Genomic DNA, 25,827 nt, shown 5'->3' on the forward strand with positions numbered 1-25,827 from the left:
TATGGCAAAAGTAAAAATTAATCTATCTAAAATTCAATATAACGCTAGAGTGTTATATGCATTATTCAATCAACACAACATTCAATTTACACCAGTGATTAAATGCGTCGGAGGAGACAAACAAATCGTAGATACTTTGAAAAATATTGGTATCACCCATTTTGCCGATGCAAGAATTGATAATATTACTAAGAGTTTAGATAAAGATTTAACATATACAATGATAAGAACACCTAATCAAAACGAACTCGAAGATGTTGTACGCTATACTAAAATGAGTATGCAAACTGAAATGTCGACCATTCGCCAACTCAATGACATTGCTGAGCAACAACGAGTGAAACATCAAATTTTACTCATGGTAGATTGGAAAGACGCTAGAGAAGGTATTTTAACTTATGACGTAGTAGACTATATTAAAGAAATTTTAAACATGCATCACATTAGTATTGCTGGACTATCATTTAACTTTATGTGTTTTCAATCAATTGTGCCTACGGATTTAGATGTAGATATGATGAATCAATTTGTTAGTTCTGTGGAGTTAGAAACAGGTATCCGTTTTAGAGTTATTTCTGGAGGTAATTCAAGCATGTTACCTCAAATGTTATACAGCGATTTAGGAAAAATTAACGAGTTAAGAATTGGAGAAACGTTGTTTAGAGGGGTAGAAACAACTACGAGTCAGCCAATTGCTTCATTATTCCAAGATGCGATCATTTTAGAAACTGAAATTGTTGAAATTAAACCCAGAGTTAATATCACTACAGGACAACATTATTTGCAAGCTATCATTGATATAGGCAATTTAGATACAGATGTTTCAGAAATTAAACCCTTGCATCATCATATTAAAGTGTTAGGTGCTACAAGTGATCACGTTATGATAGACTTATTAAATCACGACCATTATCAAGTTGGTGATAAAATACAATTTAGTTTAGGTTATAAAGCGTTAGCACAAAGTATGTATATGCCTAATTTAGCTAAATCCTATGTTTATGATGAAGCGGTACAAAAAGTGAAGTACGATTTTAATACACCTAAATTAAAGAAACATTAAATAGAATTTAGAAGAAAAATAATGTTGACATTGATAATTATTATCGATAGAATTAAGTATGTAATCATACATACTTAAGGAGTGAAGACGATGAAGCATAGCTATAAAATTATGGGTATCTTGTTGTTAACGTTGACAGTCGTTTTGCTAACAGCTTGTGGCAGTGTTAGTAACAATGATTCTGATCAATCAAAAAAGAATAAATCAGGAAAAGACGACATAACGATTAAGCATGATACAGGAACAACTAAGATTGCTAAAAATCCTAAACGTGTAGTAGCATTAGAATTTTCATTTGTTGATGCACTTGCTGCACTCGGCGTAAAACCAGTCGGTGTTGCTGATGATGGTGATAAGAACAGAATTTTAGAACCTATTCGTAAAGACATTGGAGACTATAAATCAGTAGGTGCGCGTAAACAACCTAACTTAGAAGAAATTAGTAATCAAAAACCAGATTTAATTATTGCAGATACGAATAGACATAAAGGTATACAAAAAGACTTGGAAAAAATTGCACCAACAATCATGTTACCAAGTTTTGATAGTGATTATAAAGATAATATAGAAGCCTTTAAAACTATTGCTAAAGCAGTAGGAAAAGAAGATAAAGGTAAAGAAAGATTAAAAGAACATAATAAATTAATGGATAAATATAGTAAAGAAATTACAATGGATAAATCTGAAGCTGTTTTACCAGCTGTAATTTCTAAATCTGGATTATTAGCGCATCCAGATAACACATATGTTGGAGAGCTTTTAAAAGAACTAGGGTTCAAAAACGCATTAAATAAAACGAAAACAGATCATCTATCTAAATATCTAAAAGGACCTTACCTTCAATTAAATTCTGAAGTACTTTCAGATATTAATCCAGGACGCATGTTTATCATGGCTGACGAAGGGAAAAACGATCCAAACCTAAAAAATCAAGAAAAAGATCCAGTTTGGAATGATTTGGATGCAGTTAAGAATGATCGCGTTTCTGTAGTGGATAGAAATACATGGGCACGTGCACGTGGTATCATTTCTTCTGAAGAAATTGCTAAAGAACTTGTTGAAATTTCTAAACAAAAGCAAAATGATAAACAACAAAAGTAAGGTGAATGGTAGATGACTAAATCAAAACGCATTAGTCAAACCAATACAAATGATAATAAAATGCAAACACGCACAGCACTCACATTTTTTGTGAGTGTATGTGCGCTTTTTGTCATTATATATTTCAATTTAAGTGTTGGTTCATCGCATATTGCGATACAAGATTTTAAAGATTATTTTTGGAGCCATATAGATACGAAACAAACTTTTTTAATACATAATGTGCGTATGCCGAGAATGGTAGCAGGGCTACTTATAGGTGCAGCACTAGGCTTGGCAGGTTTACTTATGCAGGCAATGACTAGAAACCCCTTAGCATCACCACAAATTTTTGGTGTAAATTCAGGGGCTTCTTTTGTGATTGTATTTATTACAATGGTTGTGCCTGCTCTGACAGCTTATTCAACGATATTAGCATTTATTGGAGCATTTATAGGTGGGTTAACTGTATACATGTTATCTGGTTCTACGAGAGGTATGACACCAGTTAAATTAGCGCTTGCCGGTATGGCAATTCATTTATTTTTCTCTAGCTTGACACAAGGAATTATATTACTAAATGAAGATGCAACATCGACAGTAATGTTCTGGCTTGTAGGTTCACTGTCTACAATAAAATGGGCACAAATTATGGGGATATTGCCTTGGCTAGTCATGGCGTTTATTGGCACAATTATTATATCTAGACAGTTAACGATCATGGAGTTGGGAGAAGACCTCGCTAAAGCATTAGGACAAAATGTAAAAGTAATTAGAATCACAACGGGATTACTCGTTATCGTTTTGGCAGGGGCTTCAGTCTCTATTGCTGGCCCGATAGGTTTTGTAGGATTGATTGTACCTCATATCGTCAAACATTATATACGTACAGATTATAAGTTAATGGTCCCATTAACAATGATTATAGGTGCAGACTTATTACTATTGTCGGATGTATTGAGTCGTTTAATTGCATTTCCGTTTGAATCGCCAGTAGGTATTGTTACATCCTTTATAGGTGCACTTTACTTCCTAGCTATTACGGTTAAAGGAGTGGATCGACAATGAGTAGACGACTGATGTTTCGATATAGTATTGTTATTATTTTGCTTATTCTTTCATCTATTGCAACATTATCGGTAGGTGCAGTATTTATAAACCCAATTGAGGCAATTAAAAGCGTATTTTCGCAAGATAATTTTATATTAAATGAGTATCGTCTACCTAGAATGTGGCTTGCATTGATTGTAGGTAGTAGTTTAGCTATCTCTGGGGCGTTAATACAAGGTGTGGTAAGAAATGCACTCGCATCACCTGATGTAATTGGTATAACAAAAGGTGCGAGTTTATCAGCGGTTACAATTATTATGTTATTTCCGTCAGCGCCATTATTTGTTTTGCCCTTCGGATCTTTTGCAGGTGCACTATGTATCAGTTTAATTTTAACGTTACTTATATCAAAATTTAATGTAAAAGGTTCAAAATTAGCTTTAATCGGTTTAGCTATTGGTGCAATTTGTACAGCAATTGTACAATACTTATTAATTAGAAATCCCTTAGACGCCAATACAGCATTGGTGTGGCTGACAGGAAGTCTGTATGGTCATAATATGTCCAATGTATGGGTAATATTACCATGGTTTGTTATTGCACTACCTCTTATATTCTATTATTGTCATCAGTTAGATATTTTAACACTTGGTGATGAGGTTGCTACTGCATTAGGCTCAAAGGTAAAAAAAGTGAAAATGATATTATTGTTTTTAGCAGTTATCTTAGCTGGAGCTTCTATTTCAGTAGTTGGCGGATTGAGCTTTTTAGGATTAATTGCACCACACATTGCTAGACGTATCGTTGGTCATAAACATATACACATTACGATAATGTCGGGTTTAATTGGCGCCTTATTACTGACAATTAGTGATTGTTTAGCGAAAGGAATTCATCCACCTATTGATATACCGGTAGGTGTTGTTGTAGCTATCGTAGGTGTGCCATACTTTTTATTCTTATTAAGAAAAATATAGAGAAAAAAATATAAAACATTGAAATAGTAAGCGCTTTCATATAAAGTGGAATTGACTCTAATTAAGTTAGAGTCAATTTTTTTAGTATTATTAAAATTGACACAAAATAGAGATTTACATATTTATACATAATAGGTTATAATTATTGCTGTTGTTTTTTTAGTTTATATAAAAATATAGACACCTGAGGGGTGAATGAAATGAATCAATATAGCAAATCGCAAATCAAGCGAGGGAGACTTAAATTCATCATCATGTCGTTAATTGGTATTATTTTATTTTTGATACCTATTTCTGTGACACAAGATGGTGAAAAACAAACCACTTTACCTGTAGCATTTTTAGCGGGAGTATTAAAGGACTTACTCGGTAATGCCATGCCGATTATCATTGTTGCTATTGTAACAATATCTGGTATCTTATCGATTCTATGCACGACAGTATTAAAGAATAAATTAAATCCAGATGGACTTTTATATAATGCATTTAACGTCAAAATTGTTTGGTTAATTTTGAGAGTATTAGCAGTAGTATTTGTGTGGATGACGTATTTAAAGATAGGTACAAAAGTGATTTATTCGGAAGATACAGGTGGTCTAGTCTTTGATAGTCTATTACCAACCTTGGTGACCGTATTCTTCTTTGCAGCACTCTTTTTGCCTTTATTAATGGAATATGGTTTATTGGAGCTACTAGGGCCAGTGTTTAGACCAATTATGCGACCATTGTTTACATTGCCGGGTCGTTCAACTGTAGATAATTTAGCGTCATTTATCGGTGATGGCACAGTGGGTGTTTTAATCACAAGCCGTCAATATGAAGAGGGCTTTTACTCACGACGAGAGGCCACTGTTATTGCCACAACTTTTAGTGTTGTATCTATAACATTTGCGATTGTTGTAGCTGATACAGTACACATGCAGAAACACTTCTTTTACTTTTATTTAGCAGTTATCATTTCATGTTTAGTTTGTGCCTTAATTTTGCCAAGGATATGGCCATTGAAATCAATTGAGGATGAATATTCAAAAGAAGTATCGGAAGAGACACGTACCGAAAAATTACCTGAAAATAAAACCGCACTTGGACATGGTTTTGATATGGCAACGGAAACCGGTATAAAAGCGCCAGGAGTTAAAGCCTTTTTTACATCAGGCTTTAAAACGGTAATTGATATGTGGTTTGTGATTTTACCAGTTGTTATGAGTATCGGTACAATTGCTACGATAGTTGCTAATTACACACCATTATTTGCGATTATAGGAAAACCATTTGTACCATACTTAGAGTTATTACAAATACCTGAAGCTACACAGGCATCTGAGACAGTATTGATAGGGTTTGCTGATATGTTCTTACCGTCTATTTTAATTGAAGGCGTGGGTAATAATATTACATTATTTGTAGTTGGTGCCTTAAGTATTAGTCAATTAATATATTTATCAGAAGTCGGTGGCGTTATATTAGGGTCGAAAATTCCAGTAAGCATGTTTAAGTTATTTGTAATTTTCTTGATCAGAACGATTATTTCATTACCAATCATTGCATTGATGGCGCATTTATATTTTAATTAATGTGTCTGTATTATGATTCAGTATGTAATGAAAGACGAAATAAAAGCACACGAGAAACCGATTTAATCGGTTTCTCGTGTGCTTTTTTATCTATTTTAAACAATAATGCTATAGCATGACTAATTCAGTGTTGATAAAACATTTGCTTTAACTACTTTATTTCCAATTACAGGCGATTCGCCTTCTTCGGATTTTGATTTTCCGCTATGTGCTTCTTTAAAGGCATCACTTTTTAGCCAAGCGTTGAAATCTTCTTGAGTTTCCCACCAGGTATTGACATACATTTGGTCGTGATCAGAATCTTCATCTACTTGCCAAACTTCAATTTTTTTGAAACCTTTTAATTCTTGAATCTTTCCACCTTGTGTAAAGTGAGGAGCCATTTTTTCGGCAAACCCTTTTTTGAGTTCTATTCTATTCGTAACAACGTACATAAAGTGCACCTACTTTCATTAATGATATGGTTATTATAGCATTATTTACTATAGATAAAGACTCATAACACTCTCGTGTAACATCTTAAAAATAGTTGAGTTATATGTATGCTTAATAAATTGTGTTAATGCTTATGTAAGATTTGGAATAGTGGATTCGAATAAGCATAGCTAGAGTGCGAGTACCTAAATATAAAATAGCATCTGGTACCTTTGAAATTACAAAACTGGTGCTTTCTAAACTATCCAGAATTATAGTAAAATTCAGATAATTAAATTAAGCATCGTCTGAGTGTGCGCTTGTACGCGATAAAGAAGCATGTTTAGTTTGATGAAATGTGCTAGCACTTTTGCTTAATTTACTTTTTAAACAAAGGGGAAATGTTATATGAGGATTTCAATAGCACAAATGGAGCCAGTATTAGGCGATTTGAAAGCAAATATAGAATATATTTGTAATACGTTAGCTGAAGAGAGTACAAGAAGTTCGCAATTGGTATTATTTCCTGAACTTTCTATTTCAGGCTATGTACAATCACATGAATTATTAGACAAGGTGGCAATTACAGAATATTCAAGGACGTTAGCGCAGATTAAAAAAACATGTAATGATTATAAAATTGAAACAATGATTTCCTTTCCAGAAGTGGATGAACATCAATTTTATATTACGGCAATGTATATTGATGAAAATGGAGAAGTGTTAGGAAAATATAGAAAAACACATTTATTTGCGAATGAGCAGGAATTATTTACAAGGGGTAAAGATTTTCCAATTCTAAAGACTCAGTTTGGCTATATCGGAATGATGATATGCTATGATCTAGAATTTCCAGAAGTCGCGAGATTATTAAAATTAAAAGGTGCCGAAATGATTTTAATTTCAACAGCAAATATGACACCTTATGAAAAACATCAAAATGTTTATATTGCAAGTAGAGCATTAGAAAATGAACTTCCAATAGCAATTGCCAATCAATATGGCATGAATGACCCGCATCAGTTTTTTGGTCATAGTGCAGTCGTTGATCACAATGGTGATTTTCAATTATATATTGAAAAAGGTATTTCAACGAAATATGTAGATATAAGTATACAGATTGAAAGAGATCCACAACTTGAATATACGAAACAGATTCTTCCTACGATATATCATCAATTGAGTCATGCCATGGGGGAGGATGCGTAGTATGGAACAAGGTAAATTAAAGCAATCACTCTCTTTATATCAAGTTATTATGTTTGGTTTAGCATATATGGCGCCAATGATAGTATTTGGTACGTATGGTACTTTATACGAAACGACAAATGGTTTTGTACCTTATGCTTATTTATTTGCTATGATTGCAATGTTATTTACAGCATATAGTTATGGACAAATGGCTAAAGCATTTCCATCTGCAGGATCAGCGTATACATTTGTAAGTAAAAGTTTACATCCATCATTAGGATTTATGGTTGGTTGGACGATTCTCTTAGACTATCTGTTTTTACCTTTAGTGATTTGGCTAATAGGAGCAGAATATCTAACGACCGCATTTCCGATGATTCCTAGTTGGGCGTGGATTATCATTTTTATAGTAGTTACAACCTTAGTTAATATTATAGGGATAAATACGACTACATCGATGAATTTACTTATAATGATTTTCCAATTATTAGTAATTGTCATATTTGTTGTTTTATGTATATGGAGTGTTGTACATGGTATGGGAGAAGGTCATTTAGTTAGTAAACATATCCTGTCTTTGAAAGGTAATCCTATATCGCCTATTCTAGCTGGTGCTGCAATAGCATGTTATTCATTTTTGGGATTTGACGCGGTCACTACGCTTGCTGAAGAAACGAATAACCCTAGAAAAACGATACCAAAAGCGATAATGTTAATTACGATTATTGGCGGATTCTTATTTGTTTTAGTTGCATATGTATTATCAATAACGATCCCTAATTTTAATGCTATACACAATACTGAATCTGCTGCATTTGAAATTGCTAAAATTGTAGGCGGTAATTTTTTATCTGCTTTATTTTTAAGTGGTTTAGTATTAGCACAATTAGCATCGGGTTTGTCTGCTCAAACGAGCGGTGCGCGTTTACTTTATGCGATGGGGAGAGATGGCGTTTTAAATAAACAAATATTTGGTTTTATAGAAAAAAGAAGTCAAACGCCTATATTTAATTTATTATTTATTGGGGTTGTTGGTATTGTAGGGGTATTTATGAGTATAAGCACATCTACATCATTTATTAATTTCGGAGCATTTATATCTTTCGCATTTGTAAATATCTCCGTTATTGCCTATTATTTTATAAAACTAGAGAAAAGAAAAGGATTAAAGTGGATACCCTATTTACTCGTACCAGTTATTGGTGTGATATTAGATGTAAGTCTATTTATCAGTTTGGATAAACATGCGCTGATATTAGGTGGCGTTTGGACATGCCTTGGATTCTTATATTTAATGTATTTGACAAAGTGTTTTTCAAAATTACCACCGAGTCTTGCAATATAATCGGGATGGTAGGAACTAGAATGAAAATAGCTTAACTTTAGAAAACCATGAGTAATTTAAAAACTTATTCATGATTTTTTTAAAAGAGAAAAAACAGACGACATGCTTTTGAATAAGAAGTGTCGTCTGTTCATTTTATATTATATATTTTAAAAGATTGTGAATCGTTATTATTTCGTTACTTCATTGTATACTTTTTGGTCGTTCTGAGTGTAAATAATGTATTCATGGTCATTAGTATCAATAATAACACGATTTGTTTTACCAAAAGTAGAACCAATACGTGAAACTTTATCTCTATCTACTTTAGGAACTTCATGGATATTTTGATCTTGTGAGATATTTTTAATATCACTTGTTGGTATCTTGATATCTGCAACTCTCCATTGAATTCTCACTTCATTATTATCTTTTTTAACTGTCATTGCCATATCTGAACACATCCTTTAAGTAATTTATAGCTATATCATACAATATTTTGAAATCGTTTTCAACCATTGTGTGATACTTTTTTTGAATAGGTTATACTCATGTAATTTTCTACGAAAGTATGTTCGCATTTACTATATGGATATGGTAAAATAAAATCCGATAAGGAGAAGTGAAAATGACAGGTAAAACCCACGCATCATGCGGTTTATTAGTAGGCGCATTAACTATAGAATACTTTCAAACAGATTTATTTACATCAATTACAGTTATAACGCTGGCAGTTATTTCAAGTTTATTACCTGATATTTGTCACGCACAAAGTAAGATAGGAAGAAGATTTAAACTCATAAGTTTTATAGTTAGAAAACTATTTGGGCATAGGACATTTACCCATTCGATATTATTTATGGCCATCATTACAGGATTACTATATTTTATACAATCTCCGATATATTATTTAGTAACTATTATATTTGGTTTGCTTTCACATGTTATACTAGATATGTTAACTCCTAGGGGCGTTAAATTATTTTATCCTATCCCGATAAGTGTAAGGTTCCCTTTGGTATTTAAAACTGGTGGCCTCGTTGATGTGTCATTAGCGAGCGCATTAACTTTTGGTGCATTATATGTGCTTTTTCAACCATTTTTTAATGAGCTAATTTCGAAATGGCTATGATAATAGTTGTACATAGATATATAATAATATAAAGTACATAAAGTGAAATTATATGTTAGGGACAAAAATAAGATTTTATTTTTATATAATCTTGGAATATTAAGGAGAGAAAATATGCTAGACAAGAAAGGGTTAGAAAAGTTTAATCAAGAACATTTAATTGAATTTGAAAAATTAATGAGTAATAACGAGAAAGAACAACTAGCTACCAAAGTCGACTCATTAAACTTATCTAATATTCAAGATTTATACGAAGATTTGTACGTGAATAAAAAAGTTATTGATGATGTTTCTTCGGTAAGTGAAGTAAAATATGATATTAAAGAGAAATTCTCTGATGAAGAGATTGAACAATACGAAAAAGTAGGCTATGAAGCAATTAAAAAAGGTAAGTTTGCTGTGTTGTTAATGGCTGGTGGTCAAGGTACACGTTTGGGTTTTAAAGGGCCAAAAGGGTCATTTGAAATTGAAGGTGTAAGTCTATTTGAAATTCAAGCCAGACAATTATTGGCATTGAAAGAACGAACGGGTGTTTTTGTAGATTGGTATATCATGACGAGTAAAGTTAATGATAGAGAGACACAATTATATTTTGAAGATCAAAATTACTTTGGCTATGATTCAGACCATGTTCACTTTTTTAAACAAGAAAATATTGTTGCTTTATCTGAAGAAGGTAAATTAATATTAGATGTTGATGGCAATATATTAGAAACACCTAACGGTAACGGTGGCGTATTTAAATCACTTAAAAAGTCTGGTTATTTAGATGAAATGACTGGAAATGGTGTGGAGTATATTTTCTTGAATAATATTGACAATGTATTGGTTAAAGTACTAGACCCATTATTTGCAGGTTATACTTTCCAAAAGAGTATGGATATTACTACAAAGTCTATTAAACCTAAAGATGGTGAAAGTGTTGGACGATTAGTTAACGTTCAACAAAAAGATACTGTATATGAATATTCTGAGTTAGACGCGGAAGTGGCTAATGAATTTAATAATGCCAATATCGGTATACATTCATTTAAACTTTTATTCATAAATAATGTTGTAGATAATGAATTACCATATCATTTGGCTGTAAAGCATTTAAAACAGTTAGATGAAGACTTTGGTGTAATAGAGCAACCAACACTTAAATTTGAATTGTTCTATTTTGATATATTCCGATATGCTAATAGCTTTATTACATTGCAAGTACCAAGAGAAGAGGAATTTTCTCCATTAAAGAACAAAGAAGGTAACGATAGCGTTGAAACAGCTACTGCTGATTTGAAACGCATGAACATGATTTAATAGAGGGTGGTTACACTTATGGCTAATTCAGTAGAAGCTGATAATAATAAGCAAGCTGTAAAAACATTTAAAAATATTATGCCTTTAACGTTTGGGGAAGAAATAGGAAATGCTGTTTCTCATGGTGTAGCTGCGTTTCTAGCATTGGTCGCATTACCATATGCAGCGATTCAAAGTTACTTAACAAATGGAGTATTAGGTTCATTCAGTGTTTCGGTATACGTGATTAGTATATTCTTGATGTTTATATCTTCAACGGTGTATCATGCTATGGCTAACGATTCATCACATAAGTTTATCCTTAGAATTATTGATCATAGTATGATATATATCGCAATTGCTGGAACATATACACCAATATGTCTGATTTTAGTTGGTGGCTGGTTAGGTTGGACGGCAATGGCTGTACTTTGGGGGATAACGATTTGGGGTATCCTTTATAAATCGTTAGCAAATCATGTCAGTCATAAATTAAGTTTAGCAATGTATCTTATTATGGGGTGGATAGGAGTACTATTTTTACCAACAATTATTCATGAAACCTCAGTAACATTTATGTTATTTATATTGTTTGGTGGTATTGCCTATACTGTCGGCGCATGGTTTTATGCTCAAAAAGATCGACCGTATTTTCATATGATATGGCATTTCTTCATAGTAGCTGCATCAGTATTTCATTTTATAGCTATTATGTATTTTATGTAACTGTAAGACTAAATGTTTTCAAATATAAATGATGATAAGTATCTACATGTTATGTGTAGATACTTTTTTTAATAAACGTTTATAGGCCAATAGACTTATTTTTGTAAAATTGTATTGAATTTATAAAAATTTAAGGAATAATAAGTGTTGTCTAATTAGTAGAAATAAGGATAATTGGAGGTTAATTATGAATATTAAATCGTTTAGCATCGTAGTAGCTCTGATTTTAATCATGTTTATGTCTGCAATAGAAACATCTATTGTTTCATTAGCAGTACCAACGATAAAAGCTGATTTAAATGTCGGTACATCAATTTCATTGGTTTTTGCTGTATATTTTATTGCTATCGTTATTGCTAATCCTATAGTAGGTGAACTTTTAGATCGAACAAAAATTATATACATAACACTTGTAGGTTTAATGCTATTTAGTATCGGAAGTTTACTTTCGGGATTAAGTAGTACATTTGTAATACTGATAATCTCTCGTTTTATTCAAGGTTTAGGTGCGGGCGTTATGATGGCGCTTAGTCAAATTGTACCTAAATTAGCTTTTGAAATCCCATTACGTTATAAAATTATGGGCATTGTTGGAAGTGTGTGGGGAATATCGAGTATTATTGGTCCGGTTTTAGGTGGTGGTATTTTAGAATTAGCTTCTTGGCATTGGTTATTCTTTGTAAACATACCTATCGCAATTTTAGCGATGATATTAGTCGTCAGTACATTTCATTTTGAACAAGAGGCTACAAAAGTAAAAAGCAAATTAGATATTAAAGGATTAACGTTATTCTATATCTTTGTATTCTTTTTAATGTTTGCAGTCATGAATAAATCTGCAATATATTTAAATTTAATAGCTATTATGATAGCCTGTCTAGTTGCTTATATTTTGTATAAAAATGAAAAAGGTATTAAAATGCCGTTTGTACCAGTAGAAGAGTTTAATAAAACCATAATTTTAATATTTATAACTGATTTTGCCTATGCGATAATGCTTATGGGCTATAATTTGTACATGCCAGTCTACTTACAAGAAGATTTAGGTCTTTCTCCTTTGCAAAGTGGTTTTGTCATTTTTCCAATTTCTTTAGCATGGTTGGCCTTGAATTTTTCATTAGATAAAATAGAAGTAAAAATGAGTCGAAAAGGATTATATATATTCGCTTTTACGCTTTTAATGGCTTGTGGCATCTTAGTTTTTGTAGGCACAAGCTCTCCAGTATTTATTGGTTTTAGTTTATTGCTTGCAGGTGTGAGCTTTGGTACGGTGTATACAAAAGATAGTGTTATTACTCAAGAAGAAACTGCACCAGAAAATATGAAGCGGATGATGTCTCTTTATACATTAACAAAAAGCTTAGGAAATTCTATAGGTGCTACTATTATGGGTTACACATATGCATTATCTTTTACATTTATCAATCACCACATACACAATATTATCTTACTTACCCTTATTATCTTAATCATATTAATGATTATGTGGATTTGCTTCTATAGACAACAGGCGCATACGCTAAAAGTGTAGTATCGCGTTATACAAACATCGCTTAATATAGTAAGCGATTTTATTATTAAGAAAATGTTAATTTTAGAGTTGTTTATTTGTATTTGGTAGTGAGTTGTTATAATGGTAATATATAAATTGCTATTATAATTTTATTATAACTTGAAATCGTAATTTAAATGTGAAGTCAACGATTACAAAATGAACGAATTGAAGTTAAGTTTAAGGGGAGGACAGTAAGCAATGAAATATATTAGGTACTTATTTACAACGCTTATTGTACTTTCTGTATTTATCGTTTCAGGCGCTATTTTCTTAGCCTTTTTAGGTTTTGGGCTATATGGATTAAGTAGAATTCTTATATACTTACATCTTGCTTATTTTGGTTATAATAAAAGTTTTTATGATAATTTAGTTTATTACGGTAGTTACATTGTGCTTGGATATTTCACTTTATTTACTATTGAAAATCTAATGGACTATTTTAGAAAAAAAATACCGGAAAGTCCTTATTTTAAAGGAGCAACTTACCATTTAATTACTTTTACTGTAACTACCTTACTTTTTTATTTTATTGTTCATATTCATTATACGTATATCAACATTGATTTTTGGGTCATAGTTTTAATTATGGGAATCTTATTTGTATGTAAAGAAATATTTTATCCAGAAAGCGAAGATTTAAATCAAAAGAGATAAAATTCGTGAGTACAAAGTGTGCTTCTCTAACGAATTTTGATTGAGTATGAAATTGAGAATAAAAGCAAAGGTGTGAATTTATGACAAACGTAAATTTATCTAAATCTCAAAGAAATATGATTGTTGCAGTAATGATCGTCAGCGCATTTGTCGCAATATTAAATCAAACATTATTGAATACAGCTTTGCCTCATATTATGAAGGGTTTGAATATTACTGAAAACACTTCCCAATGGTTAGTAACAGGATTTATGTTAGTTAATGGTGTAATGATTCCGCTCACTGCCTATTTTATGGATAGAATTAAAACGAGACCTCTATTCTTAATGGCAATGGGCATATTTTTAGTGGGTTCTATAGTTGCAGCCATTGCACCAACGTTTGAAGTGTTAATGTTAGCGCGTGTTATACAAGCTATCGGTGCCGGTGTGATTATGCCGCTGATGCAATTTACATTGTTTATGCTTTTCCCAAAAGATGAACGCGGTTTTGCTATGGGTTTAGCAGGGTTAGTAATTCAATTTGCTCCAGCGATTGGACCAACGTTGTCAGGTTTAATTGTTGATACCACAAGTTGGAGAATGCCTTTTGTAATTGTTGTAGGTGTTGCGCTGATTGGCTTTATATTCGGTGCGATATTCCTTAGAAGTTATAATGAAACCAAGGATACCAAATTAGATAAACGATCAGTTGTTTATTCTACTTTAGGGTTCGGCATGATGTTATATGCTTTCAGTAGTGCTGGTAATTTAGGATTTAGTAGTCCAGTTGTGATTATTTCACTCATTATAAGTTTGTTTATCATTAGTGCTTTTATTAGAAGACAATTTAATGTTACAAATCCTTTATTAAATTTAGCAGTATTTAAAAATAAAGTTTTTACATTAACTACGGTTACTTCAATGATAGTAATGATGGCGATGGTTGGTCCTGCATTATTGATACCGTTATATGTTCAAAATGCTTTAGGTCTTTCTGCGTTATTATCTGGCTTGGTTATAATGCCAGGCGCTATAATCAATGGTGTAATGTCTATTTATACAGGAAAGTTCTATGATAAATACGGCGCAAGACCACTTGTACTTACTGGATTCTTTCTATTAACTATTTTTACAATTATGTTATGTTTCTTAAAAGCAGATACCTCTTACACATATTTAATTATTGTTTATGCATTGAGAATGTTCTCTGTTTCACTGCTAATGATGCCTTTAAATACTGCTGGTATTAATTCGTTACAAAATAAAGATATATCACATGGTACAGCAATTAGTAACTTTGGGAGAGTGACCGCTGGCTCATTAGGTACAGCGCTAATGGTTACAATTATGTCTATTGGAGCTAAAAACTTAGCGCCCAAACCCTTTCCAAATGAAAGTAAAAGTTTAATACACAGAGAAGCTGTTGCTGCTGGTGTAGATTTATCATTTGCCGTAGTGAGTGTATTGGTTATTATTGGATTTATTTTAGCTTTCTTTATTAAAGAAAAAGAAGAGAATCCATCCGTAAATACACGAGAGGTATAGTTATTATTAAGAAGTTAGCTCAATACTGAGATAATATTGAGCTAACTTCTTTTTTATTATACAAATTCAATTTATACTTAATATTAACTATTTAAAGCAAACATAGGTTTTGTTTGTTAGAATATATATCATAATTGTTTTAATTTTAAGGGGGACGCTTTGTGTTAACGATAGAGGAAGTTAAAGCACTTATTGGTGAATTAAAAGATCCAATAATAGATGTACCATTGAAGGAAACAGACGGAATAGTAGATGTTACTATTAAAGAAGAAATTGAGCACGTAAGTGTTAAAGTCGCTATGGCTCAATTAGGTGGACAGCCACAATTAAATTTACAAATGGCTATCGTAGAGGCATTAAAAGAAAATGGAGCAAACACTGTAGGAATTAGATTTGAAGAATTGCCAGCTGAAAAGGTTGAAGCTTATAGGGGCTCAAGCGATGATCAACCACAAACTATCGAAGGTTTATTGTCCAAAGATAATCCTGTTGAATTTATAGCGATTGCGTCTGGTAAAGGTGGCGTCGGTAAATCAACTGTCGCAGTTAACTTAGCAGTATCATTAGCTAGAGAAGGTAAAAAAGTTGGTTTAGTAGATGCAGATATTTACGGGTTTAGTGTCCCAGATATGATGGGTATTGATGAGAAGCCAGGTGTACAAGGTAAAGAAATCATACCTGTAGAACGCTATGGTGTAAAAGTGATTTCAATGGCATTCTTTGTTGAAGAGAATGCGCCAGTAATATGGAGAGGGCCAATGTTGGGGAAAATGCTCACTAACTTCTTTACTGAAGTAAAATGGGGAGAATTAGATTATTTGATTTTAGATTTACCTCCAGGCACGGGGGATGTCGCGCTAGATGTACATACAATGTTGCCCTCAAGTAAAGAGATTATTGTAACTACGCCACATCCTACAGCAGCATTTGTAGCAGCAAGAGCTGGTGCAATGGCTAAACATACAGAACATTCTATTTTAGGTGTGATTGAAAATATGTCTTATTTTCAAAGTAAAGAAACAGGGAATAAGGAATATGTTTTTGGAACAGGTGGCGGAGAAAAATTAGCAGAAGAGCTACAAACAGACTTGTTAGGTCAGCTACCATTAGAGCAACCATCATGGAATCCTAAAGATTTTGCACCTTCAATTTATCAAGCTGACGATAGACTTGGTGAAATATATCAATCTATGGCACAAAAGATCATAGATAAGACTACAAAATAGAGCTATTTATTACGTGAAGAGAAATTAATTTAATTTCTCTTCATTTTTTATTGCAATTATTTCAAATGATGGTAAAATAGTTTCTTGTGACCGCAAAAGAAATGTTTTGAGACCGGCACAGCAAAATTAAAAAAGATGATATAAAGTATTGACTTTGTACTTCGAACTTGATATTATATAAAAGTCGTCAAAAACGACAAAAACATTATTTAATTCATTTTTGAAAAAAGTGTAAAAAATATACTTGTAATCTTCAAAATAATATATTAATATTATTAAAGTAATGTTAAATGATTGTTACGAAATATTAATTTTCTATTGACACAATGTTGAAAGAAATGTTATGATAATAAAGCAATTATTCAAATGAACATTGAAAACTGAATCGCAATATGTCAACGTTAATTCCGAACACAACATTAAATTGTTGGTTCAAACGTGTTAGAGATAACACACAAATTAGTATTTTATGAGCTAATCAAACATCATAATCATTTATGGAGAGTTTGATCCTGGCTCAGGATGAACGCTGGCGGCGTGCCTAATACATGCAAGTCGAGCGAACGGATAAGGAGCTTGCTCCTTTGAAGTTAGCGGCGGACGGGTGAGTAACACGTGGGTAACCTACCTATAAGACTGGAATAACTTCGGGAAACCGGAGCTAATGCCGGATAACATATAGAACTGCATGGTTCTATAGTGAAAGATGGTTTTGCTATCACTTATAGATGGACCCGCGCTGTATTAGCTAGTTGGTAAGGTAATGGCTTACCAAGGCGACGATACATAGCCGACCTGAGAGGGTGATCGGCCACACTGGAACTGAGACACGGTCCAGACTCCTACGGGAGGCAGCAGTAGGGAATCTTCCGCAATGGGCGAAAGCCTGACGGAGCAACGCCGCGTGAGTGATGAAGGTTTTCGGATCGTAAAACTCTGTTATTAGGGAAGAACAAATGCGTAAGTAACTGTGCGCATCTTGACGGTACCTAATCAGAAAGCCACGGCTAACTACGTGCCAGCAGCCGCGGTAATACGTAGGTGGCAAGCGTTATCCGGAATTATTGGGCGTAAAGCGCGCGTAGGCGGTTTCTTAAGTCTGATGTGAAAGCCCACGGCTCAACCGTGGAGGGTCATTGGAAACTGGGAAACTTGAGTGCAGAAGAGGAAAGTGGAATTCCATGTGTAGCGGTGAAATGCGCAGAGATATGGAGGAACACCAGTGGCGAAGGCGACTTTCTGGTCTGTAACTGACGCTGATGTGCGAAAGCGTGGGGATCAAACAGGATTAGATACCCTGGTAGTCCACGCCGTAAACGATGAGTGCTAAGTGTTAGGGGGTTTCCGCCCCTTAGTGCTGCAGCTAACGCATTAAGCACTCCGCCTGGGGAGTACGACCGCAAGGTTGAAACTCAAAGGAATTGACGGGGACCCGCACAAGCGGTGGAGCATGTGGTTTAATTCGAAGCAACGCGAAGAACCTTACCAAATCTTGACATCCTTTGAAAACTTTAGAGATAGAGCCTTCCCCTTCGGGGGACAAAGTGACAGGTGGTGCATGGTTGTCGTCAGCTCGTGTCGTGAGATGTTGGGTTAAGTCCCGCAACGAGCGCAACCCTTAAGCTTAGTTGCCATCATTAAGTTGGGCACTCTAGGTTGACTGCCGGTGACAAACCGGAGGAAGGTGGGGATGACGTCAAATCATCATGCCCCTTATGATTTGGGCTACACACGTGCTACAATGGACAATACAAAGGGCAGCTAAACCGCGAGGTCATGCAAATCCCATAAAGTTGTTCTCAGTTCGGATTGTAGTCTGCAACTCGACTACATGAAGCTGGAATCGCTAGTAATCGTAGATCAGCATGCTACGGTGAATACGTTCCCGGGTCTTGTACACACCGCCCGTCACACCACGAGAGTTTGTAACACCCGAAGCCGGTGGAGTAACCATTTATGGAGCTAGCCGTCGAAGGTGGGACAAATGATTGGGGTGAAGTCGTAACAAGGTAGCCGTATCGGAAGGTGCGGCTGGATCACCTCCTTTCTAAGGATATATTCGGAACATCTTCTTTAGAAGATGACAGAGGGATAACATTGACATATTGTATTCAGTTTTGAATGCTCATTGGAGTATTCAGTGCATAATTTGTACATTGAAAACTAGATAAGTAAGTAAAATATATAGATTTTACCAAGAAAAACCGAGTGAATTAGAGTTTTAAATAAGCTTGAATTCAAAAAGAAATAATCGCTAGTGTTCGAAAGAACACTCACAGATTAATAACATTTTGGGTTTTTAACCGACTTTGTCGTGTTAAAAGTCAAAAAAGATTAAGTTATTAAGGGCGCACGGTGGATACCTTGGCACTAGAAGCCTATGAAGGACGTTACTAACGACGATATGCTTTGGGGAGCTGTAAGTAAGCTTTGATCCAGAGATTTCCGAATGGGGAAACCCAGCACGAGTTATGTCGTGTTATCGATATGTGAATACATAGCATATTCGAAGGCAGACGCGGAGAACTGAAACATCTTAGTACCCGCAGGAAGAGAAAGAAAAATCGATTCCCTGAGTAGCGGCGAGCGAAACGGGAAGAGCCCAAACCAACGAGCTTGCTTGTTGGGGTTGTAGGACACTCTATACGGAGTTACAAAAGAACAAATTAGACGAATCATCTGGAAAGATGAATCAAAGAAGGTAATAATCCTGTAGTCGAAAGTTTGTTCACTCTTGAGTGGATCCTGAGTACGACGGAACACGAGAAATTCCGTCGGAATCCGGGAGGACCATCTCCCAAGGCTAAATACTCTCTAGTGACCGATAGTGAACCAGTACCGTGAGGGAAAGGTGAAAAGTACCCCGGAAGGGGAGTGAAATAGAACTTGAAACCGTGTGCTTACAAGTAGTCAGAGCCCGTTAATGGGTGATGGCGTGCCTTTTGTAGAATGAACCGGCGAGTTACGATTTGATGCAAGGTTAAGCAGTAAATGTGGAGCCGTAGCGAAAGCGAGTCTGAATAGGGCGTTGAGTATTTGGTCGTAGACCCGAAACCAGGTGATCTACCCATGACCAGGCTGAAGTTCAGGTAACACTGAATGGAGGGCCGAACCGACTTACGTTGAAAAGTGAGCGGATGAGTTGTGGGTAGCGGAGAAATTCCAATCGAACCTGGAGATAGCTGGTTCTCTCCGAAATAGCTTTAGGGCTAGCCTCAAGTGATGATTATTGGAGGTAGAGCACTGTTTGGACGAGGGGCCCTTATCGGGTTACCGAATTCAGACAAACTCCGAATGCCAATCAATTTAACTTGGGAGTCAGAACGCGGGTGATAAGGTCCGTGTTCGAGAGGGAAACAGCCCAGACCACCAGCTAAGGTCCCAAAATATATGTTAAGTGGAAAAGGATGTGGCGTTGCCCAGACAACTAGGATGTTGGCTTAGAAGCAGCCATCATTTAAAGAGTGCGTAATAGCTCACTAGTCGAGTGACACTGCGCCGAAAATGTACCGGGGCTAAACATATTACCGAAGCTGTGGATTGTCCGTAGGACAATGGTAGGAGAGCGTTCTAAGGGCGTTGAAGCATGATCGCAAGGACATGTGGAGCGCTTAGAAGTGAGAATGCCGGTGTGAGTAGCGAAAGACGGGTGAGAATCCCGTCCACCGATTGACTAAGGTTTCCAGAGGAAGGCTCGTCCGCTCTGGGTTAGTCGGGTCCTAAGCTGAGGCCGATAGGCGTAGGCGATGGATAACAGGTTGATATTCCTGTACCACCAAAATTCGTTTTGAGCGATGGGGGGACGCAGTAGGATAGGCGAAGCGTGCTGTTGGAGTGCACGTCCAAGCAACAAGACTGAGTATTAGGTAAATCCGGTACTCTTAAGGTCAAGTTGTGATGGGGAGAGGAAATTTTTTCCTCGAGTCGTTGATTTCACACTGCCAAGAAAAGCCTCTAGCTAGAATTTTGGTGCCCGTACCGCAAACCGACACAGGTAGTCAAGATGAGAATTCTAAGGTGAGCGAGCGAACTCTCGTTAAGGAACTCGGCAAAATGACCCCGTAACTTCGGGAGAAGGGGTGCTCTTTAGGGTTAACGCCCAGGAGAGCCGCAGTGAATAGGCCCAAGCGACTGTTTATCAAAAACACAGGTCTCTGCTAAACCGTAAGGTGATGTATAGGGGCTGACGCCTGCCCGGTGCTGGAAGGTTAAGAGGAGTGGTTAGCTTCGGCGAAGCTACGAATCGAAGCCCCAGTAAACGGCGGCCGTAACTATAACGGTCCTAAGGTAGCGAAATTCCTTGTCGGGTAAGTTCCGACCCGCACGAAAGGCGTAACGATTTGGGCACTGTCTCAACGAGAGACTCGGTGAAATCATAGTACCTGTGAAGATGCAGGTTACCCGCGACAGGACGGAAAGACCCCGTGGAGCTTTACTGTAGTCTGATATTGAAATTCGTCACAGCTTGTACAGGATAGGTAGGAGCCTTTGATACGTGAGCGCTAGCTTACGTGGAGGCGTTGTTGGGATACTACCCTCGCTGTGTTGGATTTCTAACCCGCACCATTTATCATGGTGGGAGACAGTGTCAGATGGGCAGTTTGACTGGGGCGGTCGCCTCCTAAAGAGTAACGGAGGCGCTCAAAGGTTTCCTCAGAATGGTTGGAAATCATTCATAGAGTGTAAAGGCATAAGGAAGCTTGACTGCGAGACTTACAAGTCGAGCAGGGTCGAAAGACGGACTTAGTGATCCGGTGGTTCCGCATGGAAGGGCCATCGCTCAACGGATAAAAGCTACCCCGGGGATAACAGGCTTATCTCCCCCAAGAGTTCACATCGACGGGGAGGTTTGGCACCTCGATGTCGGCTCATCGCATCCTGGGGCTGTAGTCGGTCCCAAGGGTTGGGCTGTTCGCCCATTAAAGCGGTACGCGAGCTGGGTTCAGAACGTCGTGAGACAGTTCGGTCCCTATCCGTCGTGGGCGTAGGAAATTTGAGAGGAGCTGTCCTTAGTACGAGAGGACCGGGATGGACATACCTCTGGTGTACCAGTTGTCGTGCCAACGGCATCGCTGGGTAGCTATGTATGGACGGGATAAGTGCTGAAAGCATCTAAGCATGAAGCCCCCCTCAAGATGAGATTTCCCAACTTCGGTTATAAGATCCCTCAAAGATGATGAGGTTAATAGGTTCGAGGTGGAAGCATAGCGATATGTGGAGCTGACGAATACTAATCGATCGAAGACTTAATCAAATATTAAACCAGTTTTGATTGGTAACTTTTAAATTTTACTTACTATCTAGTTTTGAATGTATAATTTCATACATTTCATTGTCTGGTGACAATGGCAAAGAGGTCACACCTGTTCCCATGCCGAACACAGAAGTTAAGCTCTTTAGCGCCGATGGTAGTCGGACTTACGTTCCGCGAGAGTAGGACGTTGCCAGGCATTGTAATTATTCCACAGTAGCTCAGTGGTAGAGCTATCGGCTGTTAACCGATCGGTCGTAGGTTCGAGTCCTACCTGTGGAGCCATATGGCCCCGTGGTCAAGCGGTTAAGACACCGCCCTTTCACGGCGGTAACACGGGTTCGAGTCCCGTCGGGGTCATACAATATTGGAGGATTAGCTCAGCTGGGAGAGCATCTGCCTTACAAGCAGAGGGTCGGCGGTTCGAACCCGTCATCCTCCACCATCTTTAACTTAATAGCGCGGAGGGGTAGCGAAGTGGCTAAACGCGGCGGACTGTAAATCCGCTCCTTCGGGTTCGGCAGTTCGAATCTGCCCCCCTCCACCATTTATGGGCTATAGCCAAGCGGTAAGGCAACGGACTTTGACTCCGTCACGCGCTGGTTCGAATCCAGCTAGCCCAGCCATTAGAGCCATTAGCTCAGTTGGTAGAGCATCTGACTTTTAATCAGAGGGTCAGAGGTTCGAATCCTCTATGGCTCACTCTATTGCATTCCTCTTTTGAGGAATGCTTTTTTTGTATGCTTATTTATAATATAGTCAATTTAATGGATATTAACTGAAAATTATAAAAAATTTTTATATACATAAATATGACTAAAAACCTTTAAAACAGGCAGTATAGCTTACTTTTATGAATTATAAATCATTATTATGTTTTAATATGTAAAATGCACAATTTATAAAAATGTTTGGCTAATGAATTGGCTTGAATCTTCTATGTGTTTAGATTATTCTAGTATCACACGAAGACAAAGGGGTTTTAAACATGGACAAGAAAATAGAGATTATTGGCGCACCTTCTACATATGGCCAACGAAAACTTGGTGTCAATTTAGGGCCGGATGCAATAAGATATGCTGGACTTGTAGAGCGTATTAGAGCAATTGGTTTATCGGTAGAAGATACTGGTAATATTGAGGTGCCAACGATTGACTTAGATAAATTTAATTCTGAACAAAATGGTTTACGTAATTTAGAAGAAATTATAACTGTTTCAAATAATTTAAGTGAAGCAGTATCACAGAGCATAGAGAAAAATCATTTTCCATTAACGCTAGGTGGAGATCATTCTATTGCCATTGGTTCCATTTCTGGAGTTAGCAAGCATTATGATAATCTAGGGGTGATTTGGTATGACGCCCATGGAGATTTAAATATACCGGAAGAGTCACCATCCGGTAATATTCATGGTATGCCATTACGTGTGTTAGCTGGTGATGGTGATGAACAGCTTGTAAACATTTCAAATTATACACCTAAGGTCAAACCAGAACATATAGTGCTCATAGGTATGAGAGATTTAGATGAAGGTGAACGTCGTTACATAAAAGATAATAATATTAAGACCTATACAATGGCTGATGTCGACCGTTATGGTATTCAACAGATTATTGAAGAAACAATTGAATATTTAGAACATAAAACAGATGGTATTCATTTATCTTTAGATGTCGATGGTTTAGATCCGGTAGAAACACCAGGTACAGGTACTAGAGTATTAGGTGGGTTAACATATAGAGAAAGTCACTTCGCATTAGAGTTATTACATAACTCTAATTTAATTACTTCAATGGATATAGTTGAAGTAAACCCACTAATTGATCAAAATAATCATACAGCGGAACAAGCAGTAAGTTTAGTGGGTAGCTTTTTTGGAGAAACACTTTTATAAAAATATTATAGATAAAACTGGTATGGCATAAGTCATATCAGTTTTATTAATTTTACTGGGAAAAAGCAATACTAAATATGACAGTTAGTGTTATGATTGGTATAATATATAGCATGGGAATAGAATACCGGAGGAGATGTTATGGATTTATCCAATTTTTTTGATAACTGGAGTACAGTGAAAATTATTGCCGGTGTACTCGACTTACTCATAGTATGGTATGTACTTTATCTTCTCATCACAGTTTTTAAAGGTACAAAAGCCATTCAATTATTAAAAGGCATTGTAGTAATCGTTATTGGTCAACAAGTGAGTAAAATGTTAAATTTAACAGCTACATCCCGTTTATTTGATTTAGTAATCCAATGGGGTGTTTTAGCTTTAATCGTTATATTCCAACCAGAAATTAGACGAGCATTAGAGCAACTAGGACGAGGTAGTCTTTTTAAACGTTATTCGTCCAATTTAAATAGTGATGAAGACAAACTTATTTCAGCAGTATCAAAAGCTGTACAATATATGGCTAAACGTCGTATAGGCGCATTAATCGTTTTTGAAAAAGAAACAGGATTACAAGATTATATTGAAACAGGTATTGCTATGAATTCTGAAATATCTCAAGAACTATTAACAAACGTATTTATACCTAATACACCATTACATGATGGTGCAATGATTGTTCAGGAGAATAAAATAGCAAGTGCGGCAAGTTATTTGCCACTATCTGATAGTGCCAAAATTGCTAAAAGTTTAGGTACAAGACACAGAGCAGCAGTTGGCATATCTGAAGTATCAGATGCATTTACGGTAGTTGTTTCAGAAGAAACTGGTTCAATCTCTGTTACATTTGATGGCAAATTAAGAAAAGATATTTCAACCGAAGCTTTTGAAGAATTATTAGCTGAACATTGGTTTGGCACACACTTTCATCAGAAAGGTGTGAAGTAATATGTTAGAAAGTAAATGGGGATTAAGATTAATTGCACTTGTATTAGCGCTTGTATTTTTCTTATCAGCCAATAATATGTTTGGTAATATATTTGATGCTGATCACCTTGGACAGAAATCAACTGATACCATTCAAGATGTTCCTGTTCAAGTAAAGTATAACAATGAATCTTTATATGCAAGCAATGTTCCTAATAAGGTGGATGTAGAAATATCTGGGCCACAGTCACAGGTGCTTAAAGCTGAAAATGGAGAAAATATTAAAGCGGTATTAGACCTCAGAGGACAAAAAGCAGGGAACCACACTGCTCAATTCCAAGTTAATGGTCTTAATGAAGATATTGACTATAATGTTAAACCTAAAGAAACCACTGTTAGCCTTGAAAAAAAGGTTCATAAAACATTGAAAGTAGAACCAGATGTAAGTAACAGTGATTTGAGTTCTGACTTTAAAGTCGGTGATCAAACTGTTTCACCAGATTCTGTTAAAGTGACAGGTGGTCAGGATCAAATTGATAATATAGCTTATTTAAAAGCAACATATAAAAATAAAAGTAAAATTTCTAAAGACACTACAGATATAGCAAAAATTACAGCCTTTGATAGAAACTTAAATAAAATTAATGTTTCGGTACAACCAGAAGAAGTTAATTTGAGTGTTAAAGTAGAAGATTATAGTAAAAAAGTTAAAGTGAAACCGAAAACAGTAGGTACTTTATCAAATGGGCAAGAATTAGATAATGTCAGTTTAGACAATGAAGAAGTTGAAATTTATGGTAATAGAGATGATTTAGATGACATTGATTCATTGACAGCTGAAGTTAATTTGGATGGTGTGACTGAATCAACTGAAAAACATGTAAAATTCAAATTACCTGATGGAGTATCTAAAGTAGAACCTAAAGCAACAGATGCTAAGATTACAATTAAGTAGATTTCTTATAATAAAGGAGACATAAAT

The 25,827-nt window shown here is 35.7% G+C and carries 19 protein-coding genes, 6 tRNA genes and 3 rRNA genes; 26 read left to right on the forward strand and 2 right to left on the reverse strand.

All coding sequences use genetic code 11. The features are described 5' to 3' along the window. Nucleotide 1: 1 nt before the first annotated feature. The 5 genes from QMO72_RS03710 (at nt 2) to QMO72_RS03730 (ending at nt 5,744) form a co-directional block, all read left to right on the forward strand. The gene (locus QMO72_RS03710; RefSeq protein WP_103266478.1) at nt 2-1,063 is read left to right on the forward strand and encodes an alanine/ornithine racemase family PLP-dependent enzyme; all 1,062 of its coding nucleotides are present in this window, start codon (nt 2-4) and stop codon (nt 1,061-1,063) included. Nucleotides 1,064-1,153: 90 nt separating this feature from the next. Continuing rightward, nucleotides 1,154-2,164, forward strand: a complete 1,011-nt coding sequence (locus tag QMO72_RS03715; RefSeq protein WP_069822770.1) for an ABC transporter substrate-binding protein — start codon at nt 1,154-1,156, stop codon at nt 2,162-2,164. Between the two features lie 12 nt (nt 2,165-2,176). After that, nucleotides 2,177-3,211 (forward strand): FecCD family ABC transporter permease, encoded by a 1,035-nt coding sequence (locus tag QMO72_RS03720; protein WP_103266479.1) that lies wholly within the window; start codon nt 2,177-2,179, stop codon nt 3,209-3,211. Then, complete coding sequence (locus QMO72_RS03725) at nt 3,208-4,170, forward strand: FecCD family ABC transporter permease (protein ID WP_103266480.1); 963 nt, start codon at nt 3,208-3,210, stop codon at nt 4,168-4,170. Before QMO72_RS03720 ends, QMO72_RS03725 begins: the two co-directional genes overlap by 4 nt. Nucleotides 4,171-4,370: 200 nt before the next feature. Further along, nucleotides 4,371-5,744, forward strand: a complete 1,374-nt coding sequence (locus QMO72_RS03730) for a YjiH family protein (RefSeq protein WP_103266482.1) — start codon at nt 4,371-4,373, stop codon at nt 5,742-5,744. Nucleotides 5,745-5,863: 119 nt separating this feature from the next. Here QMO72_RS03730 and QMO72_RS03735 read toward each other — a convergent pair whose 3' ends face one another. Continuing rightward, a complete protein-coding gene (locus tag QMO72_RS03735) occupies nt 5,864-6,178 on the reverse strand; it encodes a heme oxygenase (protein ID WP_046835630.1) in 315 nt (104 codons plus the stop codon). A 388-nt stretch (nt 6,179-6,566) separates the two neighbouring features. Between QMO72_RS03735 and QMO72_RS03740 the strand changes: the two genes are divergently transcribed. Next, the gene (locus tag QMO72_RS03740) at nt 6,567-7,367 is read left to right on the forward strand and encodes a carbon-nitrogen hydrolase family protein (protein WP_103267822.1); all 801 of its coding nucleotides are present in this window, start codon (nt 6,567-6,569) and stop codon (nt 7,365-7,367) included. 1 nt (nt 7,368) lies between these two features. Beyond that, entirely contained in the window at nt 7,369-8,694 is a 1,326-nt protein-coding gene (locus tag QMO72_RS03745) for an APC family permease (RefSeq protein ID WP_103267823.1), read from the forward strand. Between the two features lie 170 nt (nt 8,695-8,864). On the opposite strand, the gene QMO72_RS03750 is transcribed toward QMO72_RS03745, so the two are convergent. Next, nucleotides 8,865-9,125, reverse strand: a complete 261-nt coding sequence (locus QMO72_RS03750; RefSeq protein WP_046835628.1) for a SunI/YnzG family protein — start codon at nt 9,123-9,125, stop codon at nt 8,865-8,867. Between the two features lie 176 nt (nt 9,126-9,301). On the opposite strand from QMO72_RS03750, the gene QMO72_RS03755 reads away from it, so the two are divergent. From QMO72_RS03755 to QMO72_RS03845, 19 genes are all read left to right on the forward strand, one after another. Then, nucleotides 9,302-9,805 carry a metal-dependent hydrolase gene (locus QMO72_RS03755; RefSeq protein ID WP_069822764.1) on the forward strand — a complete coding sequence of 168 codons (504 nt, stop codon included), beginning with the start codon at nt 9,302-9,304 and terminating at the stop codon, nt 9,803-9,805. Nucleotides 9,806-9,919: 114 nt separating this feature from the next. Further along, the gene (locus QMO72_RS03760; RefSeq protein WP_103267824.1) at nt 9,920-11,107 is read left to right on the forward strand and encodes a UTP--glucose-1-phosphate uridylyltransferase; all 1,188 of its coding nucleotides are present in this window, start codon (nt 9,920-9,922) and stop codon (nt 11,105-11,107) included. A gap of 18 nt (nt 11,108-11,125) precedes the next feature. Next, a complete protein-coding gene (gene trhA, locus QMO72_RS03765; protein ID WP_103267825.1) occupies nt 11,126-11,812 on the forward strand; it encodes a PAQR family membrane homeostasis protein TrhA in 687 nt (228 codons plus the stop codon). Between the two features lie 187 nt (nt 11,813-11,999). After that, a complete protein-coding gene (sdrM, locus tag QMO72_RS03770; protein WP_103267826.1) occupies nt 12,000-13,343 on the forward strand; it encodes a multidrug efflux MFS transporter SdrM in 1,344 nt (447 codons plus the stop codon). 222 nt (nt 13,344-13,565) lie between these two features. After that, nucleotides 13,566-14,021: a SepA family multidrug efflux transporter gene (locus QMO72_RS03775; protein ID WP_103267827.1), complete on the forward strand. Its 456-nt coding sequence runs from the start codon at nt 13,566-13,568 to the stop codon at nt 14,019-14,021. A gap of 80 nt (nt 14,022-14,101) precedes the next feature. Continuing rightward, nucleotides 14,102-15,547 carry an MDR family MFS transporter gene (locus QMO72_RS03780; protein WP_103267828.1) on the forward strand — a complete coding sequence of 482 codons (1,446 nt, stop codon included), beginning with the start codon at nt 14,102-14,104 and terminating at the stop codon, nt 15,545-15,547. Between the two features lie 161 nt (nt 15,548-15,708). Further along, entirely contained in the window at nt 15,709-16,773 is a 1,065-nt protein-coding gene (locus tag QMO72_RS03785; RefSeq protein ID WP_103267829.1) for an Mrp/NBP35 family ATP-binding protein, read from the forward strand. A 494-nt stretch (nt 16,774-17,267) separates the two neighbouring features. Then, nucleotides 17,268-18,820, forward strand: a 16S ribosomal RNA gene (locus tag QMO72_RS03790). 285 nt (nt 18,821-19,105) lie between these two features. Continuing rightward, nucleotides 19,106-22,027: ribosomal RNA gene (locus tag QMO72_RS03795) — 23S ribosomal RNA — on the forward strand. A gap of 81 nt (nt 22,028-22,108) precedes the next feature. After that, nucleotides 22,109-22,223: ribosomal RNA gene (rrf, locus tag QMO72_RS03800) — 5S ribosomal RNA — on the forward strand. The 16S, 23S and 5S rRNA genes sit together here with 6 tRNA genes alongside, the layout of an rRNA operon. 11 nt (nt 22,224-22,234) lie before the next feature. Next, nucleotides 22,235-22,309: transfer RNA gene (locus tag QMO72_RS03805), tRNA-Asn, on the forward strand. 3 nt (nt 22,310-22,312) lie between these two features. Next, a tRNA-Glu gene (locus tag QMO72_RS03810) sits at nt 22,313-22,384 on the forward strand. A gap of 9 nt (nt 22,385-22,393) precedes the next feature. Then, nucleotides 22,394-22,469: transfer RNA gene (locus tag QMO72_RS03815), tRNA-Val, on the forward strand. 18 nt (nt 22,470-22,487) lie between these two features. Next, nucleotides 22,488-22,571: transfer RNA gene (locus tag QMO72_RS03820), tRNA-Tyr, on the forward strand. Between the two features lie 4 nt (nt 22,572-22,575). After that, nucleotides 22,576-22,650 (forward strand) — tRNA-Gln (locus tag QMO72_RS03825). Nucleotides 22,651-22,653: 3 nt separating this feature from the next. Then, a tRNA-Lys gene (locus QMO72_RS03830) sits at nt 22,654-22,726 on the forward strand. Nucleotides 22,727-23,012: 286 nt separating this feature from the next. Next, complete coding sequence (gene rocF, locus QMO72_RS03835; RefSeq protein ID WP_103267486.1) at nt 23,013-23,918, forward strand: arginase; 906 nt, start codon at nt 23,013-23,015, stop codon at nt 23,916-23,918. A 141-nt stretch (nt 23,919-24,059) separates the two neighbouring features. After that, complete coding sequence (gene cdaA / locus QMO72_RS03840; RefSeq protein ID WP_069823626.1) at nt 24,060-24,866, forward strand: diadenylate cyclase CdaA; 807 nt, start codon at nt 24,060-24,062, stop codon at nt 24,864-24,866. Between the two features lies 1 nt (nt 24,867). Beyond that, nucleotides 24,868-25,800: a CdaR family protein gene (locus QMO72_RS03845; RefSeq protein WP_103267487.1), complete on the forward strand. Its 933-nt coding sequence runs from the start codon at nt 24,868-24,870 to the stop codon at nt 25,798-25,800. The last annotated feature ends 27 nt before the right edge of the window (nt 25,801-25,827 follow it).

Source organism: Staphylococcus casei (genome assembly GCF_030294405.1).
Classification (GTDB): domain Bacteria; phylum Bacillota; class Bacilli; order Staphylococcales; family Staphylococcaceae; genus Staphylococcus; species Staphylococcus succinus.

What these genes read in the sequence shown, in the direction of transcription:
- QMO72_RS03710 (WP_103266478.1), top strand. Translation starts at nt 2, where the DNA reads ATGGCAAAAGTAAAAATTAATCTATCTAAAATTCAATATAACGCTAGA.
- QMO72_RS03715 (WP_069822770.1), top strand. Translation starts at nt 1,154, where the DNA reads ATGAAGCATAGCTATAAAATTATGGGTATCTTGTTGTTAACGTTGACA.
- QMO72_RS03720 (WP_103266479.1), top strand. Translation starts at nt 2,177, where the DNA reads ATGACTAAATCAAAACGCATTAGTCAAACCAATACAAATGATAATAAA.
- QMO72_RS03725 (WP_103266480.1), top strand. Translation starts at nt 3,208, where the DNA reads ATGAGTAGACGACTGATGTTTCGATATAGTATTGTTATTATTTTGCTT.
- QMO72_RS03730 (WP_103266482.1), top strand. Translation starts at nt 4,371, where the DNA reads ATGAATCAATATAGCAAATCGCAAATCAAGCGAGGGAGACTTAAATTC.
- QMO72_RS03735 (WP_046835630.1), bottom strand. Translation starts at nt 6,178, where the DNA reads ATGTACGTTGTTACGAATAGAATAGAACTCAAAAAAGGGTTTGCCGAA.
- QMO72_RS03740 (WP_103267822.1), top strand. Translation starts at nt 6,567, where the DNA reads ATGAGGATTTCAATAGCACAAATGGAGCCAGTATTAGGCGATTTGAAA.
- QMO72_RS03745 (WP_103267823.1), top strand. Translation starts at nt 7,369, where the DNA reads ATGGAACAAGGTAAATTAAAGCAATCACTCTCTTTATATCAAGTTATT.
- QMO72_RS03750 (WP_046835628.1), bottom strand. Translation starts at nt 9,125, where the DNA reads ATGGCAATGACAGTTAAAAAAGATAATAATGAAGTGAGAATTCAATGG.
- QMO72_RS03755 (WP_069822764.1), top strand. Translation starts at nt 9,302, where the DNA reads ATGACAGGTAAAACCCACGCATCATGCGGTTTATTAGTAGGCGCATTA.
- QMO72_RS03760 (WP_103267824.1), top strand. Translation starts at nt 9,920, where the DNA reads ATGCTAGACAAGAAAGGGTTAGAAAAGTTTAATCAAGAACATTTAATT.
- trhA (WP_103267825.1), top strand. Translation starts at nt 11,126, where the DNA reads ATGGCTAATTCAGTAGAAGCTGATAATAATAAGCAAGCTGTAAAAACA.
- sdrM (WP_103267826.1), top strand. Translation starts at nt 12,000, where the DNA reads ATGAATATTAAATCGTTTAGCATCGTAGTAGCTCTGATTTTAATCATG.
- QMO72_RS03775 (WP_103267827.1), top strand. Translation starts at nt 13,566, where the DNA reads ATGAAATATATTAGGTACTTATTTACAACGCTTATTGTACTTTCTGTA.
- QMO72_RS03780 (WP_103267828.1), top strand. Translation starts at nt 14,102, where the DNA reads ATGACAAACGTAAATTTATCTAAATCTCAAAGAAATATGATTGTTGCA.
- rocF (WP_103267486.1), top strand. Translation starts at nt 23,013, where the DNA reads ATGGACAAGAAAATAGAGATTATTGGCGCACCTTCTACATATGGCCAA.
- cdaA (WP_069823626.1), top strand. Translation starts at nt 24,060, where the DNA reads ATGGATTTATCCAATTTTTTTGATAACTGGAGTACAGTGAAAATTATT.
- QMO72_RS03845 (WP_103267487.1), top strand. Translation starts at nt 24,868, where the DNA reads ATGTTAGAAAGTAAATGGGGATTAAGATTAATTGCACTTGTATTAGCG.